Consider the following 14,591-nt stretch of genomic DNA (forward strand, 5'->3'; position numbering starts at 1 on the left):
ATGAACGCACTTCGCATGTTGTTCCGATCGGCCAGTGTTGGCGCGGCGCTGATCCTGGTCACTTCTCACGCGAGCGCGCAGGACGTACGTCAACGCGCCACGGTGAAAACCACACGCCCCGCCTCCTCACGCGCGTCGATGCGCGTTCCGGAAGCGGATGCCTTGCTCCCCTTTTCACAGCAGATTGCGATTCGCGAGCAGTGGCTCAGCAAGCGTCATGAGATGCTGTTGCCCATGATGCGCAAGCATGGCATTGGGATGTGGGTCGTGGTGAACGAAGAGTTCCACGATGATCCGCTCTCGCAGTATGTGGCGCCGCCGCGCCCCTACACGGGGAACCGGGATTTCTTCGTGTTCATCGACGCGGGGAGCGAAGGGCTGAAGAAGTACGCCATTACCGGCTATACCGAAGAGAATCTGGCCCGATTCTTTGACGCGCCGTTTACCGAGCCCCGCCCACCGGCGGCTACGCTCCGTGATCTGTACGCCAAGTTCAAACCCGCCACGGTGGGACTGGGGATCCGCGGCACGCGCGGACAGACCCGCTCGCTGGGCTATGACAGCTACCGCTTCCTGGCGGAAACACTGGGCCCGGATGCAGAGAAGACGTTTGTGAGTGCCGGCGAACTCGTGCAGGAGTATCTGGACACGCGCATTCCTGAAGAGATGGAGCACTACCGGACGGCGGTGAGCGTGACCGAAGCCATTGTGAAGCGCGCACTGTCCAACGAGATCATCACGCCGGGCAAGACCACGGTGGGTGATGTACGCCGGGCCCTCTTTGACATGCTGTGGGCTGCCGGCGTGCGCACGTGGTTCCAGCCAGACCTGCGGGTGCAGCGGGCCAGCGGCGACGTGGCCACCTCACGGGGCTTTTTAGCCGTCGCGCCGGAGGGGACGGTCATTGAGCGCGGCGATGTCGTGCACATTGATTTCGGGATCAGCTACATGGGCTTTGATACTGACTGGCAGAAGATGGCGTACGTCCTCAAGACCGGCGAGAAGGAGGTCCCTGCCGGACTGAAGCAGGCCATGGCCAACTCGAACACACTGCAGGACGCGCTCATGAAGCGTCACTCCCGTCCGGGGGCTACCGGGGGCTCGGTGTTCAACGCCACGATGGCCGAGATGAAGCAGCGTGGGATTGAGGCCATGATCTATTCGCACCCCATTGGTGCGCAGGGGCACGGACTGGGGGCATCCATCGATTTTCGGAGTGCGCTGCGCAGCGACACCACGGCGCAGAACTCGCGCCTGCGCAATGGCTCGTACATCAGCATTGAGCTCAACACCGCCACGCCTGTTCCGGAGTGGGGTGGCAAGAAGGTCTTTGTGATGTTCGAAGATGATGCGCATCTGACCGAGAGCGGCTTCACCTTTTTCCGACCGCGGCAAGAGCAGTTCTATCTCATTCGCTGATGTCGCACTACGTCGATCTCAGTCATCACATTGAAAGCGGGAAGGTGTATTACAAGGGCCTTCCCGCGCCCGTGATCTGCGACTATCTCAGCCGCGAGGCCTCACGGGCATTGTACGCCGATGGCACTGAATTTCACATCGGCCGCGTCGAGCTGATTACCAACACCGGCACGTACATCGATTGTCCATTTCATCGCTATGCCGACGGGAAAGACACGGCATCCATGGCGCTGGAGCGGTTCGTGGATCAGCCGGCGCTGGTGGTGGACGCCACCGCGCGCACGGGGCGGGCCATTGGTGCCGAGCTGTTTGCAGGGCTGGCGGTGCGCGGCAAGGCGGTGCTGGTGCACACCGGATGGAGTGCGCATTGGCAAACCGACCAGTATTTCGAAGGGCATCCCTATCTCACGGAGCAGGCCGCCTGTTGGCTGCGCGATGCCGGGGCCGTGCTGGTGGGGATCGATTCCATGAACATCGACAATACCGACGGCACCACGCGACCGGTGCATTCGGTCTTGCTGCGCGAGGAGATTCTCATTGCCGAACACCTGACGAATCTGTCGGTGCTCCCGCGTGAGGGGTTCACGTTCACGGCGGTGCCCCCCAAGCTTGTGGGCGTTGGCACGTTTCCGGTGCGCGCGTTCGCGAAAATCGGGTAGGGGTGCCTCAGGGCAGCGAAGCGCTCGCCGAGAACGACAGCCCTTGCAATTTTCGCGCGTACGTTGCGCCGCCGGCATCGGCAATGCGCGACGAGTAGAGGAAGTTCATCTCCACCGGATAGCCGAACTCCGCGTCAAACTGCACGGTGATGTCCTCGAGTTCCGACTCCCCCGTTCTGATCAACTGCTCAAACAGTTGGTCTACCGTACGGTACCAACTCCAGCGGTTGCTGGGCAGCACCGTTCCCGCGGCGTTCTTCACCGACACAACGGCACCGTTGCGTACCGTCACGGTGTGCCACTCGGTCACCTCCGGCGGGCAGAAGCAGGATTGACGCACCTCAAACTGATACTCATTCCGGATCGAGCTGCCGTTCCATTTGGCCCGTGCAAGAGCCAGCTCGCGTACCTCGCGTGGAGAGAGGGGGTCCGTCATCTGTTCGCATCCCCCCAGCAGCAACAGGGCGAAAACCAGCGGAACGGCTTTGATCATGGCGATTTCCTGGTGCGAGAGGGCTGGCTGGCATTGGTGGACGATCCATCACATGCCATACCCGCCCACCCCAGTTGCCGTCACGGCACCAACGGGACAGCGAAGAAGCTCTTCGCACGCCACGATGGACGCGTCGCGCGATTGGCCACCCGTAACGCCAAATCGGCGTACATGGCGTTGAAGCGGGCCGCCGTCTCGAAGTTGACCGGCTGCGTAGTGTCGTCCGAGAGCTTGTGATAGTGGTCGCGAACCCACGCCTGCCAGATCGTGGCTTCGGGCGTACCCGGTGTATATCCGACCTTGAACGCCAGCGCCGGTATGCCGCGCCGAATAAAGCTGTACTGATCGCTGCGCACAAACCGGTTTTCCTGCGGCTCCGGGTCGGGGAGTACGGCAATCCCCCGCTCTCTCACCACGGCGTCGAGATCGTCGGCCAGATCCGATTCCTCGTACCCGTATGCGAAGACGCCCTTGAGCGGGATGAGCGGCAGAAACATGTCGGTGTTGAGATTGGCCACGATGGTGCTGGTGCCGAGCGACGGATGCGCGGCGAACCAACGCGACCCCAGCAACCCCTTTTCCTCGGCCGTCACGGCGACAAACGCCAGCGTCCGCTTGTTGCCACCGCGCTGCGCAACGAGCCGGGCGGTTTCCATGAGTGTGGCAGCCCCGGACGCGTTATCCATGGCGCCGTTGAAGATGCTGTCACCGGTGAGCACCGGGCCCTTGAAGGTGCCCACGTGATCGCTGTGCGCCGAATACACCACCACCTCGTGGCGCAGCGCCGGATCGGTGCCGGGAATGATCCCGACCACATTGGGTGACGTGAGCGTACGCCGGTGGGTTGGCAGCGTGGCCTGCAGCGACGTGGTCAAGGCACCCGTGGGCAGTGGATCGCCACGACTGGCCCGGGCGGCCACACTGTCCCACACCAATGCACTGCCCGCAAAGAGCCGCGGAATCAGTGCGGGATTGATGGTACCGCCCACCCGTTGGCCACGGGCATCATCCAACAGGCTGTCGGCAAGCGAAAGACTCGACGTGGCGCCGGCGCCGTTGCCCCACACGCCGGCACTGCCAATGGCAATGATGCCGACGGCGCCGGCGTCACGCATGGCCGCCCAGCGATTGCGGGAGCCGTGCGCCTGCAGGGCCGGCGACAGACCGTTTGGCACTCCCGCCATGTGCACCACGATCTTGCCCCGGAGGTCGAGCCCGTTCAGATCGTCCACGCCGGCCTGCGGCAAGGAGAGTCCGTAGCCAGCAAATACCAGGGGCGCATCAACGTTGCCGGTGGCCGGGCGCGGCGTAAGCCGAAGATCACGACCGAGCACCAACGGCGTACTCCCAGTGGGCGTGCGCAGCGCCAGCTGCACCCGAGGCTGATCAAGCGTGACTTCAACAAACGGGATGCGCTGAAACCAGCCGTCCGTTCCCGATGGTGTCAAACCAGCCGCCGCGAACTGCTGCGCGATATACCGGGCCGCACTTTCGTGACCGGGCGACCCTGTGTCGCGTCCCTTGAGCGAATCGTGCGCCAGCACTTGCACATGGCGCCACCATTCGGTGGCTGGGGGCGCTGGAGGCGCGGGTGCGGCCGCCTCGGTCGCCAGGCGATTCTCCAACGCCACTCGAGAACTGACGGCCAATCGCTTGCACCCCTGCGCGTCAATAAGCGTGCCCTTGGCCACCCGTTCCCACAGCTGCGCGGCCCCGGGATGCGGCATCACCAGCAGGTCACAGGGCATCGTCTCAAACAACGCATGCGCCTTACGGAAATCCTGCACACCGGTGGAGTAGGTGCGACTGTCCGTGTACCGAAAGCCGTTCGCCGAAATCGGCGTCTGACTGTCCGCGTACACGACATCGACGCACGTGCTACCGTCGCAAGAGCGCCAGCTCCACGACGTACCACCGGGCGTGTGACCTCCGGTGAAATGCGCCGTGAGCGCCAGCCGTCCCACTTGCACCACTTCGCCGTCGCGCAGCACCCGTACGCGCGGGACAGCTGGGAACGGGGCGTTCAAGCCGAACTGCGGATCATCCTCGAGCGCCGCCCCCGCCATGAGCCAGCGGGCGCTGGGCGCACTGGCGGCCACGGTGGCGCCGCTGAGGCGGGCCAGCATGGCAATACCACCGGCATGATCGTTGTGCGCGTGTGAGTTCACGATGAGCTTCACATCGCTCAACTTGAAGCCGAGGGCCTCGATGTTGCGGCGAATCAGCGGCGCCGACTCCGGCAGTGCGCCATCCAGCAGCACATGGCCATCTGGGGAGGTGACCAGCAGGGCCGCGAGTCCGTTGGTCCCGACGTAGTACGTATTCCCGAACAGCTTGAGCGGTTCATGTGGCGTGTTCCATTCGGCACACGAGGCGCAATTCGGCGTGGGGGGCACCACATCGCGATCCTGCGCCGCAGCACCGGCGGGGAGCAGCAACGCAAACAACAGGAGCATCCTCATAAACTCGCTCGGGAATGAAGTGTGCTTACAGACTCGGCTGATACAGCATTACGGGATCGAGGCCAGGCGCTGAGGTCACCAGCGCATCGGCGCGGTACCCCAATGATTCGACCACGCGAATGGATGCCACATTTCCCGGTGCCACAATGGCAACGACGCGAGGCAGCTGCAGCGTCTCGCGGGCATACTGCAATACACCGGCGACGGCCTCACGGGCATATCCCGCGCCCCGGGCCTCGGGGACGAGGGCATACCCCACGTCCACGTCGTCCAGCGTTGGGCGCTTGAGCAGCCCACAGGTGCCAATGGGTACGCCGCCATCGCGATGTTCCACGCACCACAGTCCGAAGTTGTTTGCCTCGTAGGAGGCCAACGGACCGAAATCGAGATACTGGCGGGCGTCGGCTTCCGTCCGCACACCACGGTCCCCGATGTGCAGCAGGAAGGCGGGGTCATTCAGCAACGCGACGAGAAATGGCGCATCTTCGTACGTGAAGCGACGGAGCCGTAATCGTGCCGTGGTGATCACGACTCCGTCGACGATGCTCATATCATCCCTGCGCTGCCTTGGCCGCTGCGAGATGGGCCTGCACGCGCTTGCGGAACCGTTCGGCGATCAGTCGCCCCAGGTCGGTCTCTTTGGCCACCCATTCGGCGTTGCGAAACGCCAACGGATTGCCGATGTGCTGGCGATACTGGTCCAGCCACGGTTCGATGCGCGTGAACAGCAATAGCCCTTCGCCACTGCTTTCCATCATGAACTCCCCATGCATTACGCCGTGGCGGGCCATGGAGTAGACCATTTCCCAGTAGGTGGAGCACTGACGGAACGCCGCATTGAGTGGATGCTCCGGCTTGGTGACTGCCAGCACGTCGTCCCAACTGGCAGGGAGAAACCGGGCGACTACCGCGGTCCGTGATTCGCGCATGACCGCTTCACGGCGCAGGTCGTAGAGCTTGATCGCCAGGTCGGCGTCGTGATGATCCGGATGTTTCTTCTTGGGAGGCACAGTGCTGATGGACAGAGGTCAGATGGCGGACACAAGGAGTTCACGGAACTGTACCACGTTGCCTTCCGGATCGCAGGCGTTGCAGGCGCGGAACCGCCGGGAGGTGAACTCCCGCTCGGGGGGAAAGACGAACCCTCCCAGCAGAGGGGCCATGTCTCGGGCCTTGGCCAAACTCCCGACCACGAAGAATGGCTTGATGGCCGTGTCTTCCCGCGGCTCAGGAGCCGCCCCCGACGCCGCCGGCGCCAGCACCTGAGGCGGCACCCCATGAATGACCAGTTCGGTACGATCTGAGGCGATGACCCGCAGCCCCGGCTCGACATACACCGGGGACATGGTGAGGATCACTTCGTAGAATCGCGCGACACGGTCCACGTTGGCCGCGAAGATGACGGCACCATTGTTCATCGAGGATCCTTCTTGTCGTGGTGCTCAACTTTTTTGCGATTCTGCTGCAGCATGTCGTCGTTCACCCAGTACGTTGGTCCAAACGGCACGGCTTTCGGCCAGATCTGATCGAGGGACATGGCATCATAGAGCATACCGCCCTTCATCACCAGTTGCGCGTCGGCCGTGCTCCGAATGTTCTCGAGTGGGTTGCCGTTGAGCACAAGCAGATCGGCGACCTTGCCCACGCTCAGGCTTCCCAGATCCTTGTCGGCGCCAAGGAATCGAGCGCCGTGCATGGTGGCCACTTCCAGTGCGCCGTGATTTCCGAGCGCTGAGGCGCCCATCCACAGCTCCCAATGCGGGGCCAGACCATGATGCTCGCCGTGACTGCCCAGCGCACCCCAGCCCCCTTCGGCGATGATGTCGGCCATGGCCTGCGCGATAAAGGGGAAAGAGTAGTCGGTGGCGGGACGCAGGATACGGGTGCGCGTGTGCGGCACCAGCGCCCGCCACGGGAACCATTTCCGCTGCTTGGCATCCTTCCAGACATCCGACTCCTGGAACCAGTACTCAATGCTCCAGGGCCCCGGACCGGCAACCACGAGCGTTGGTGAATACGTGGCACCAGCTTTACCAAGAAACTTCGCGCCATCGCTGTACAGGGGGAGCTCGCTGAAGGCATGCTCCCATCCGGTCTGGCCGTCCATGATGAAGCCAAGGTTCTCGAAGAAGAACCCGCCTTCGGAGGTGAGGTTGGCGCCCACCGTGCGAGCCGCGTCGGCCATCCATTGGCGTTGATCGCGCCGCGGTTGTGCGTATTGCTTGATGGCGGTGGCCCCCCACGACACCATTTTGGTCACGGCCGCGAGTGCATCCCGCGGATTGTTGATTTCGTTCGCGCGCGCGCCGTCGCCAGCCGTGATGTTGTCCCCCGTACTGAAGCCGCGGGGACCAATGATCTCGCCCACCTCAACCAGTTCGGCGGTGGGAAACATGTTCTGGCTGTACATCGACACATCCATCGTGGTGGTCACACCATACGCAAGATAGATGGCCTGCTCGAAGTCGTGCCGCGGACGCATGCCACGCCACTCGCGGTAGTGGTGGGAGTGCATATCCACCAGCCCCGGCATGATGGTCTTTCCGGTCGCGTTCACCACGCGATCCACACCGGTTGTGCTGCATGTTCCCACACAGGTGATGCGGCTGCCCGTGACGACCACGGTTCCGTTCTCAATCACCTGACGATTGTCCATGGTGATGATGCGCGCGTTGGTCAATGCCACCGACCCCGTGGGGACGGCACGCGGCGCCGACAGACGCATGGTCAGCGTATCGGTTTTTCCGGTGGTCACGTCATGCACGAAGTGCAACGCACCGCTCGCGTATTCGAGCATGGTTCCCGTGCGCCAGCGTGGGAATAACCCGCCATCGCGGGTGAGCGACGTGACCGGAATCTGCCCGCGTCGCTTCTCAATGCGCGGAATCGCGCTCCCCACGCCGCCCCACACCATGGGCGTGACGTACACGTTGTCCCCTTCCTGGAAGGCCAGCCACGCGCCATCGGGAGAGGGCAAGATTTCATCGGCATTGGGGAGCACCACATGATCGCGCAGATCGGTGCCGTTGGATGCCACACTGCGGAGCGTGGTACCACGCACGCCCGTACGTTGCTCCGGCCAGAAGATGCGCCCCTCTGGGCCCACCGACGGTCGTGGCAGCTGGCGACGTGCTTCGCCCCCCACGGACGTGCCCGATGGGCGATTGATGGTGGCGAGCACCACACCAGTGTCTCCGCCCGCTGCCACGGCGTCAAAGCGCGTGATGTCGTACCACACGTTGTGCGTCATGGTGCGGCCGCGGGCCGTGGCGCCTTCGCCGCGCGCCACAATGACGAACCGCCCGTCGGCGCTCCACACGGGGTCGGTGTAGTCACCGGGATCGCGCGACAACCGCTGCGGCGTACCACCCACCGACGGCACCTTCCACACGTGTCCGCGCGCGCTGTCATCCCAGGTGACAAACGTGATGAACCGCCCGTCGGGGCTCCATGACGGCGCAAACTCCAGCGGACCAAAGGCGGCCGGCGTGAGACGGCGCGGCGTTCCCGCGACACCGTCCTGCACATGGACGCGACCCAGCGCCTGAAACGCCAGGCGCTTCCCGTCGGGGCTGCTGGAAGACCATCGGAAGAACTTCGCCTGCACAGGATCATCGCTGAGGCGGAATTCCTTGCGCGCCATCTGCGAGATGGTGCGATGCACCGTCGCCGTGAAGGGAATGGTGCTCACGGCGCGCGTCGCCACATCCACCCGACGCACCTTGCCCCCCTGCATCAGCACCAGGCTCTTGCCATCGGCCGCCCATTTGTAGCGCGGCAGCACCCCCAGCGTTTTCGAACCGCTCGCCGCCATGGGCTCAATGGGATCCATCAGCAATCGTTCGGCCCCCGTTTTGAGGTCGCGCAGCCACAACGAGGTGCGCGGTCCGAACTGATGCCCCTTGAATTCCAGCGTCCCGTCGGGAATGTGCCGGGCAAACGCCAACCATCGCCCATCGGGAGAGATCTCCGGTGCGGCCCCGCCCCCGCTCGAAAAGCGCGACGCGGCGGCATCGCCGGTTTCGCCGTTGGTGATGTCCACGATCTCACCATTGGCGAAGGTGAAGCGCCGCAGCTGCTGCGCCCCGCCCACCGGCTCGCGAGGTTCCACGGGCATGGAGACGTGGTAATACAGGTGCTTCCCATCCGGTGACACGCTCGGCCACGACGGAGCGCCATTCACGCCGCCCGTACCGGCCGCCACCAACGGCACACCCGACCCCCCATCCTTGTGGTACATCCACAATCCGCCCGCCGGCGCCGCCCCCTCTCCACCACCGCGCCCGCCTTTGCGCACCACGATGAATCGCCCATCCGGGGTCCACGCGGGCTCGAAGGCCGTTGCGTTGAGATCCGTGAACACCGGGCGCGGGTTGCTGCCGTCGGCGTTCATCACCCAGAGATTGTACTGCCCGCGGCGATCGGTGATAAACGCAATCGTTTTGCCGTCGGGCGAAATACGGGGCTGCATGTTGAGTGCGACGCCAGTGTTCTGCGTGAGCACTGTGGCTGCACCACCAGTACTCGGCATGCGATACACATGACCGAGCAAGTCGAACACCAGCCAGCTCCCATCGGCGGAGATGTCCACCGACATCCACGTCCCCTCACTGGTGGTGAAGTCGATATCTCGCGTCGTGCCACGCGCCTGCGTGACATCCCAGCGTGGCTCAGTGGCGGGCGCCTGCGCCACGAGGACGGGGGCGCTGCCTATCACCAGTGTTGACGTCACGACGATGCGCAACGTGGTCGAGGCCAATCGAGTGGACATGGAGAGGGGAGTGGAGGGGGATGGCCAGCAATCAGTGAGACGCATCGTGGCGGTGAATCACGCCACCCTTCATGACAAAGCGTACGCGCTCAAGCGCGGTGATGTCCGCCAGTGGATCGCCGGGGACAGCAATCAGATCAGCCAGCTTCCCCGGGCGCAGCGTACCAAGCTGGTCCTGCAACCCGAGAATCTCGGCGTTGAGCGCGGTGGCCGAGACGATGGCCGCCATTGGAGATTCCCCAAGCCGCACCCGCTCGCCAAACTCGCGGGCGTTCTGTCCGTGGGGGATGACCATGGCGTCGGTGCCAAAACCAATGGGTATCCCCGCCGCCAGCGCGCGACGAAAGCCGGCATCCTTGATGGCACTGACCTGACGTGACCGCACCCGTTCGCTCTCGGGCACGGGGCTGTCAGGTCGATCAATCGCGGCCGATGTATACAACGTGGGCACGTAGAACGTGGCTCGGTTGGTCGCCTTGAGCAGTGCAATCGCTTCGTCGTCGAGATAGGATCCATGGTCCACCGTCCGAACGCCGGCGCGTATGGCGGCCTTGATGCCATCGGCCCCATGGGCGTGCGCCGCCGCTGGGCGCCCCCATCGACGGGCCTCGGTCACCGCCGCCTGAATCTCGGCATCCGAATACTGCTGGGCCCCCGGACTGATCCCCTTGGACAGGACCGCGCCGGTGGCGAGAATCTTGATGTGATTGGCCCCCTGCTTGAGGTTGGTGCGCACGGCCTTCGTCACTTCGTCCGGCCCATCGGCGAGATTACGCACCATGGGGACCTCCACGTACGGACTGAACTGCCTGGCATCGCCCGCACCGCCCGTAGACGACACATAATTGCCGGCGACCAGCAATCGTGGGCCCACGACAAGCCCTTCGTCGATGGCGTTGCGCAATGCCACATCCACAAAGGGCCAGGTGGGCCCCATGTCGCGACAGGTGGTGAACCCCGCCAGCAGGGTAATGCGGGCATTGCGGGCGCCCCACAGCGCATCGTAAGCCGGCGTCGTCTTGAGCAGCCCGTCCTCCCAGTGCACCCGCTCATCACCCGTGAGATGGGTATGCAGATCAATCAGTCCGGGGAGCAACGTCGCATTGCCGAGGTCGATGAGCTGGGCACCAGAGGGAACCGGCAGCGACGTACCGACAGCGGTGATGCGCTCGCGCTCGATGCGCACCATGGCCGGCGACAGCACCGCTCCACCAGTGCCATCGATGAGTCGCGATGCGCGCAGCACAATGACCGTGGAAGCCGCGGGCGTCTGCGCGGCGGATTGTGCGGCCGCAGGGCGCGGGGCGCTGGACAGCATCGTCAGTACGCCCGCCGCGATGCCTGTTGCCACGCGCCCTGATCGAACACGCGCGCGGACCATCAGTAGCGCCAGCTCAGCGTATCCGCACCACGCGGCGCCCGCGCGCGCATGCGGTCGAGAATGCGCGGGATATACATCTGGTGATAGCGCAGCCGCGAATACGCGTTGCTTCGCGTGGCATCACCGTTCCAGCAATGCTCGGCGCGATCCCCGTAGGTGATCTCGCCACTCCACTTGGGCGTGCTGGTGCCCTTCAGGAAGTCCTCCACGAGATACACGGCATTGTTGAGATAGTAATTGTCCATGTCTCCGACATAGATGTTCAACTTGTCGTGCACCTTGGGGCCCAGTGTGGCCCAGTCGCGGCGCAGGATATACGACAGATCGAAGTGCTCGCGCCAGTACGCAGCGACTTCCTTATCGATCACGCCGGTCTTCTTGTCCCAGATGGGCTTGGGATAGCCATCGGCGCCCATGGGTGAATAGGTGGCCTGCCAGATGTCCCACTGATCACCACTGCGCCCCTTGCTGCCCAAAGCCGCTTCGCGTCGATTGGCCTCTTCCATGGTGGTCTGCACCTGCCCGAGGTCGTTGCGATGCGCCGGGCGCGGCGTGCGCTTCCACTGACTGTCGAGGAAGAACGCGTTCGTCTCCTCGTACAGATTGAAGACCGTATTGGCGCGGAAGTCGATGGGGTCGGGGCACGCAATGTACGCCCCGTTGAATTCGTCCGGGTAGAACATCTGCACGGCCATGGCTTCCCAGCCACCGGTGCTGCCGCCGTATGTGATGCGCGCCCACCCTTGCCCGAGGCCGCGGAAGCGCTTCTCCACTTCGGGGATGAGTTCGTACATGATGGCGTCGCCCCACGGCCCCTGCGACGCGGAATTCACGGCGTACGAATCGTCGTAGTACGGAGTGGGGTGACGCACTTCCATGAGCAGCACACGCGGGAAGTTCGGCCCCGTCCAGTCCTTGTAGAACTGGTGGTTGAGCTCCTGCTGAATGCGGTTGTACCCGGCGAGATTGAAGCGCGCCGAGAAATCCGGCTTGAGATTCGGATCGGGGGGTGTCTCGCGAAACCCTTCGAAGGTGGCCGGAAAGTGTCCGTGGTAGACCACCAGCGGATAGCGTGCCGCGGCATGTTCGTCAAAGCCTGCCGGGAGCAGCACGTTGGCCCCGATATACATGTCGCGTCCCCAGAACTTGGAGAGCCGCTCACTGCGGATGGTGACGTGCTTGATCCACTTCGTGTCCTGCGGCGGCGCAATGGCCGGGATTTCCTGATCGAGCACCACCGTTGGCAGCATCCGCTGACGCGCATCGAGCGTGACCCAGCGTGGCGTGCTGTACAAATTGCCCGGCTTGCGGCTCCACTGTTGTCCTTCGCCTTTGTCGGGCGGGAGTTTGACTGTGTGTCCGGTGCTCAACGTGAAGGTTTCGTAGCGATTGAGCAGCGCCTGCACCCAGTAGCGCCCGCGCGGCAGATCACGCAGCGAGGCGAGGGGATACGCGTCGGCGCGTTCGGTCACCATGCGAGCGCTCCCTGGCTGCCAGCGCTCGACATCGGTACCGAACACCAATTGCGATTCGGCGCCATCGCTGATCTGGAAGCGTGGCTCGCGGGTGCTGTCGGTGGAGATGAGAAGCAGCAGCCGTCCATCCAGCGGCGCCGTGGCTTTTCCCGTAGGCAAGGTGACCTGCACCTGTACCGACGGCCGCGGTGGGGTGGGGGTCGGCTGCGCCGGCAGCAGAGGCGCCCCCAATGGCAGCGCCAGCGTTAGGATGGCAGCGCGAACGGCGAACGGGCGGGCAGGCAGCATGGCATTTCCCGGAGTCAGGGGGGGTGGTGTCCCGCCTAACATACGCCCGGGTGGAGTGACCTGCTGCTGCGTGCCCTATCGCTCAGCGCTTGGTGGTGATGCCCTGCAGCAAGGCGCCAAGGGCAATACCGGCAATGGCCCATCCCAGCTCATAGCTGCCGGCGCCGAGGCCCGCGATGGCGGGACCGGGGCACACACCGCACAGCCCCCAGCCAATGCCGAAGATGGCGGCGCCGACAACAGTAGGGCGATCAAGCGCGGCGGCGCGAATGGCGAACACGCCACCAAGCAGGGGGCGGGTGAGAAAGCGCGGCGCGAGTTGGTAGGCAATGAGTGATACCACCACCCCGCCGCCCATCACCAGCATGAGGCCCATGTCCTGGAAGCGCAGAAAGCCCAACACGACGTCGGGGCGAATCATGGTGGAGAGCGCGAGCCCGAAGCCGAAGAGCACGCCAGCGACCAGCGCGGTCAACAGCAGCGCAGCGGGCTTGACCGACGTGACGCGCTGCCCGTCGCGTGTGAGGGTGGGGATGACCGTTGATGCCATGATCAGCCGCCGGTGGTGAGGAAGCGCGCCATGACGTTCGCGGTCAGAATCGCGGTGGCCATGAACGTGCAGACGGCCACGAGTGAGGGCCGCGAAAGGGATGCGAGTCCGCAGATGCCATGTCCGGAGGTGCACCCCTGCGAGAGGCGTGCTCCGTAGCCGACCAGCAGCCCCCCAATGAAGAGCTGCCACGTAGGAATCGTCACGGCCACGCGTGCAGGTTGTTGAGACAGCATGAACCAGAGCGCGGCACCGGCCACCAGGCCGACGGCGTACACCAAACGCCACGCCCGGCTCCCCACCAGCGTCGGCTGCTGAAAGAACGGGCGGCGTACCACGAACGACCAGGTGGACGAGAAGACGGTGCTCATTCCGCCAATCATGCCGGTGAGCACAAAGAGCAGCGCCACGCCGGTGCCAATGATCAGACCACCCTGCAGATACTGGAGCCAGCCGTGTGGAAATACGCCGTTGGGAAACACGACAACCTCTGCCGGCGTCATGGCCGGCGCTTGGGAACGAACGATTGCGGACGCCACGTGCGCGGGTCGCTGTTGACGCCGGCCGAAGGACTGACCAGCTCCACCCGCAGGGGCGTGACCGCGACCAGTACAACACTACTATCGCGATCCGGATAAAACGCGTTCCACGCCGCATCCCAGTGCGCATCCACTGTGGCGCGGTCGCGCACCAGCCTGGCCCGTCCCGAGATCGCCACATAACTCTGCGTCACGGGGTCGAAGTAGTGGACCGCCACGCGGGGGTTTCGGCGGATCTCCTGCACTTTTCGGGTGCGCGGATTGGTGGCAAACCAGATCTCCCAGTGCGCATTGGGCGCCAGCGGCTGGACAGTCCGCGCCTGCGGCCGGGCTGCGCTATCCACCGTAATGAACGTTGCATAGGTGGCCGCACCAATGATCCGGCGCGCGACACTGTCGAGACGAGGCAGGGCCAGGGATGGCGCCGCTGGCGACTGTGCGCCCAGCGTCGGGAGCGGGTCAGCCGCCGCCAGGGCGACCCCAAGAATCGCGGCCACGCGGGCCGCCAGCGAGCAGTGCCGGGAGAAAGGCATCGGTGAAAGGTATCATGCTGA

Annotated in this window: 13 protein-coding genes; 2 read left to right on the plus strand and 11 right to left on the minus strand. The window is 64.3% G+C overall.

Annotated features, from left to right (window positions below; genetic code table 11):
• Both GEMMAAP_RS16695 and GEMMAAP_RS16700 read left to right on the plus strand, forming a co-directional pair.
• The gene (locus GEMMAAP_RS16695; protein ID WP_053333596.1) at positions 1-1,419 is read left to right on the plus strand and encodes a M24 family metallopeptidase; all 1,419 of its coding nucleotides are present in this window, start codon (positions 1-3) and stop codon (positions 1,417-1,419) included.
• Positions 1,419-2,078, plus strand: coding sequence for a cyclase family protein (locus GEMMAAP_RS16700; RefSeq protein ID WP_026848297.1), 660 nt, complete (start codon positions 1,419-1,421; stop codon positions 2,076-2,078). The genes GEMMAAP_RS16695 and GEMMAAP_RS16700 overlap by 1 nt, the downstream gene beginning before the upstream one ends.
• A 7-nt stretch (positions 2,079-2,085) precedes the next feature.
• On the opposite strand, the gene GEMMAAP_RS16705 is transcribed toward GEMMAAP_RS16700, so the two are convergent.
• The 11 genes from GEMMAAP_RS16705 to GEMMAAP_RS16755 all read right to left on the minus strand — a co-directional run bounded on the left by GEMMAAP_RS16705 (position 2,086) and on the right by GEMMAAP_RS16755 (position 14,570).
• Positions 2,086-2,571: a DUF6174 domain-containing protein gene (locus GEMMAAP_RS16705; RefSeq protein ID WP_026848296.1), complete on the minus strand. Its 486-nt coding sequence runs from the start codon at positions 2,569-2,571 to the stop codon at positions 2,086-2,088.
• Between the two features lie 80 nt (positions 2,572-2,651).
• The gene (gene bla / locus GEMMAAP_RS16710) at positions 2,652-5,027 is read right to left on the minus strand and encodes a subclass B3 metallo-beta-lactamase (RefSeq protein ID WP_053333595.1); all 2,376 of its coding nucleotides are present in this window, start codon (positions 5,025-5,027) and stop codon (positions 2,652-2,654) included.
• Positions 5,028-5,058: 31 nt separating this feature from the next.
• Positions 5,059-5,583, minus strand: coding sequence for a GNAT family N-acetyltransferase (locus tag GEMMAAP_RS16715; RefSeq protein ID WP_043579359.1), 525 nt, complete (start codon positions 5,581-5,583; stop codon positions 5,059-5,061).
• 1 nt (position 5,584) lies between these two features.
• Positions 5,585-6,043, minus strand: coding sequence for a DUF4760 domain-containing protein (locus GEMMAAP_RS16720; RefSeq protein ID WP_026848295.1), 459 nt, complete (start codon positions 6,041-6,043; stop codon positions 5,585-5,587).
• Between the two features lie 18 nt (positions 6,044-6,061).
• On the minus strand, positions 6,062-6,451 hold the full coding sequence (locus GEMMAAP_RS16725; protein WP_026848294.1) for a VOC family protein: 390 nt from the start codon (positions 6,449-6,451) through the stop codon (positions 6,062-6,064).
• Positions 6,448-9,804, minus strand: a complete 3,357-nt coding sequence (locus GEMMAAP_RS16730; protein WP_026848293.1) for an amidohydrolase family protein — start codon at positions 9,802-9,804, stop codon at positions 6,448-6,450. Before GEMMAAP_RS16730 ends, GEMMAAP_RS16725 begins: the two co-directional genes overlap by 4 nt.
• A gap of 31 nt (positions 9,805-9,835) precedes the next feature.
• On the minus strand, positions 9,836-11,155 hold the full coding sequence (locus GEMMAAP_RS16735) for a metal-dependent hydrolase family protein (protein ID WP_158514906.1): 1,320 nt from the start codon (positions 11,153-11,155) through the stop codon (positions 9,836-9,838).
• 29 nt (positions 11,156-11,184) lie between these two features.
• A complete protein-coding gene (locus GEMMAAP_RS16740) occupies positions 11,185-12,948 on the minus strand; it encodes an alpha/beta hydrolase (protein ID WP_053333594.1) in 1,764 nt (587 codons plus the stop codon).
• Between the two features lie 82 nt (positions 12,949-13,030).
• On the minus strand, positions 13,031-13,498 hold the full coding sequence (locus GEMMAAP_RS16745; RefSeq protein ID WP_202969157.1) for a DUF6691 family protein: 468 nt from the start codon (positions 13,496-13,498) through the stop codon (positions 13,031-13,033).
• Positions 13,499-13,500: 2 nt separating this feature from the next.
• Complete coding sequence (locus GEMMAAP_RS16750; RefSeq protein WP_043579357.1) at positions 13,501-14,001, minus strand: YeeE/YedE family protein; 501 nt, start codon at positions 13,999-14,001, stop codon at positions 13,501-13,503.
• Positions 13,998-14,570 (minus strand): pyridoxamine 5'-phosphate oxidase family protein, encoded by a 573-nt coding sequence (locus tag GEMMAAP_RS16755; RefSeq protein ID WP_053333593.1) that lies wholly within the window; start codon positions 14,568-14,570, stop codon positions 13,998-14,000. Before GEMMAAP_RS16755 ends, GEMMAAP_RS16750 begins: the two co-directional genes overlap by 4 nt.
• Positions 14,571-14,591: the final 21 nt, after the last annotated feature.

It is taken from the genome of Gemmatimonas phototrophica (assembly GCF_000695095.2).
Lineage (GTDB): Bacteria > Gemmatimonadota > Gemmatimonadetes > Gemmatimonadales > Gemmatimonadaceae > Gemmatimonas > Gemmatimonas phototrophica.

Coding starts and splice junctions, on each gene's coding strand:
- bla (WP_053333595.1), bottom strand. CDS start 5,027: ATGCTCCTGTTGTTTGCGTTGCTGCTCCCCGCCGGTGCTGCGGCGCAG.
- GEMMAAP_RS16750 (WP_043579357.1), bottom strand. CDS start 14,001: ATGACGCCGGCAGAGGTTGTCGTGTTTCCCAACGGCGTATTTCCACAC.
- GEMMAAP_RS16725 (WP_026848294.1), bottom strand. CDS start 6,451: ATGAACAATGGTGCCGTCATCTTCGCGGCCAACGTGGACCGTGTCGCG.
- GEMMAAP_RS16755 (WP_053333593.1), bottom strand. CDS start 14,570: ATGCCTTTCTCCCGGCACTGCTCGCTGGCGGCCCGCGTGGCCGCGATT.
- GEMMAAP_RS16705 (WP_026848296.1), bottom strand. CDS start 2,571: ATGATCAAAGCCGTTCCGCTGGTTTTCGCCCTGTTGCTGCTGGGGGGA.
- GEMMAAP_RS16715 (WP_043579359.1), bottom strand. CDS start 5,583: ATGAGCATCGTCGACGGAGTCGTGATCACCACGGCACGATTACGGCTC.
- GEMMAAP_RS16730 (WP_026848293.1), bottom strand. CDS start 9,804: ATGTCCACTCGATTGGCCTCGACCACGTTGCGCATCGTCGTGACGTCA.
- GEMMAAP_RS16695 (WP_053333596.1), top strand. CDS start 1: ATGAACGCACTTCGCATGTTGTTCCGATCGGCCAGTGTTGGCGCGGCG.
- GEMMAAP_RS16740 (WP_053333594.1), bottom strand. CDS start 12,948: ATGCTGCCTGCCCGCCCGTTCGCCGTTCGCGCTGCCATCCTAACGCTG.
- GEMMAAP_RS16745 (WP_202969157.1), bottom strand. CDS start 13,498: ATGGCATCAACGGTCATCCCCACCCTCACACGCGACGGGCAGCGCGTC.
- GEMMAAP_RS16700 (WP_026848297.1), top strand. CDS start 1,419: ATGTCGCACTACGTCGATCTCAGTCATCACATTGAAAGCGGGAAGGTG.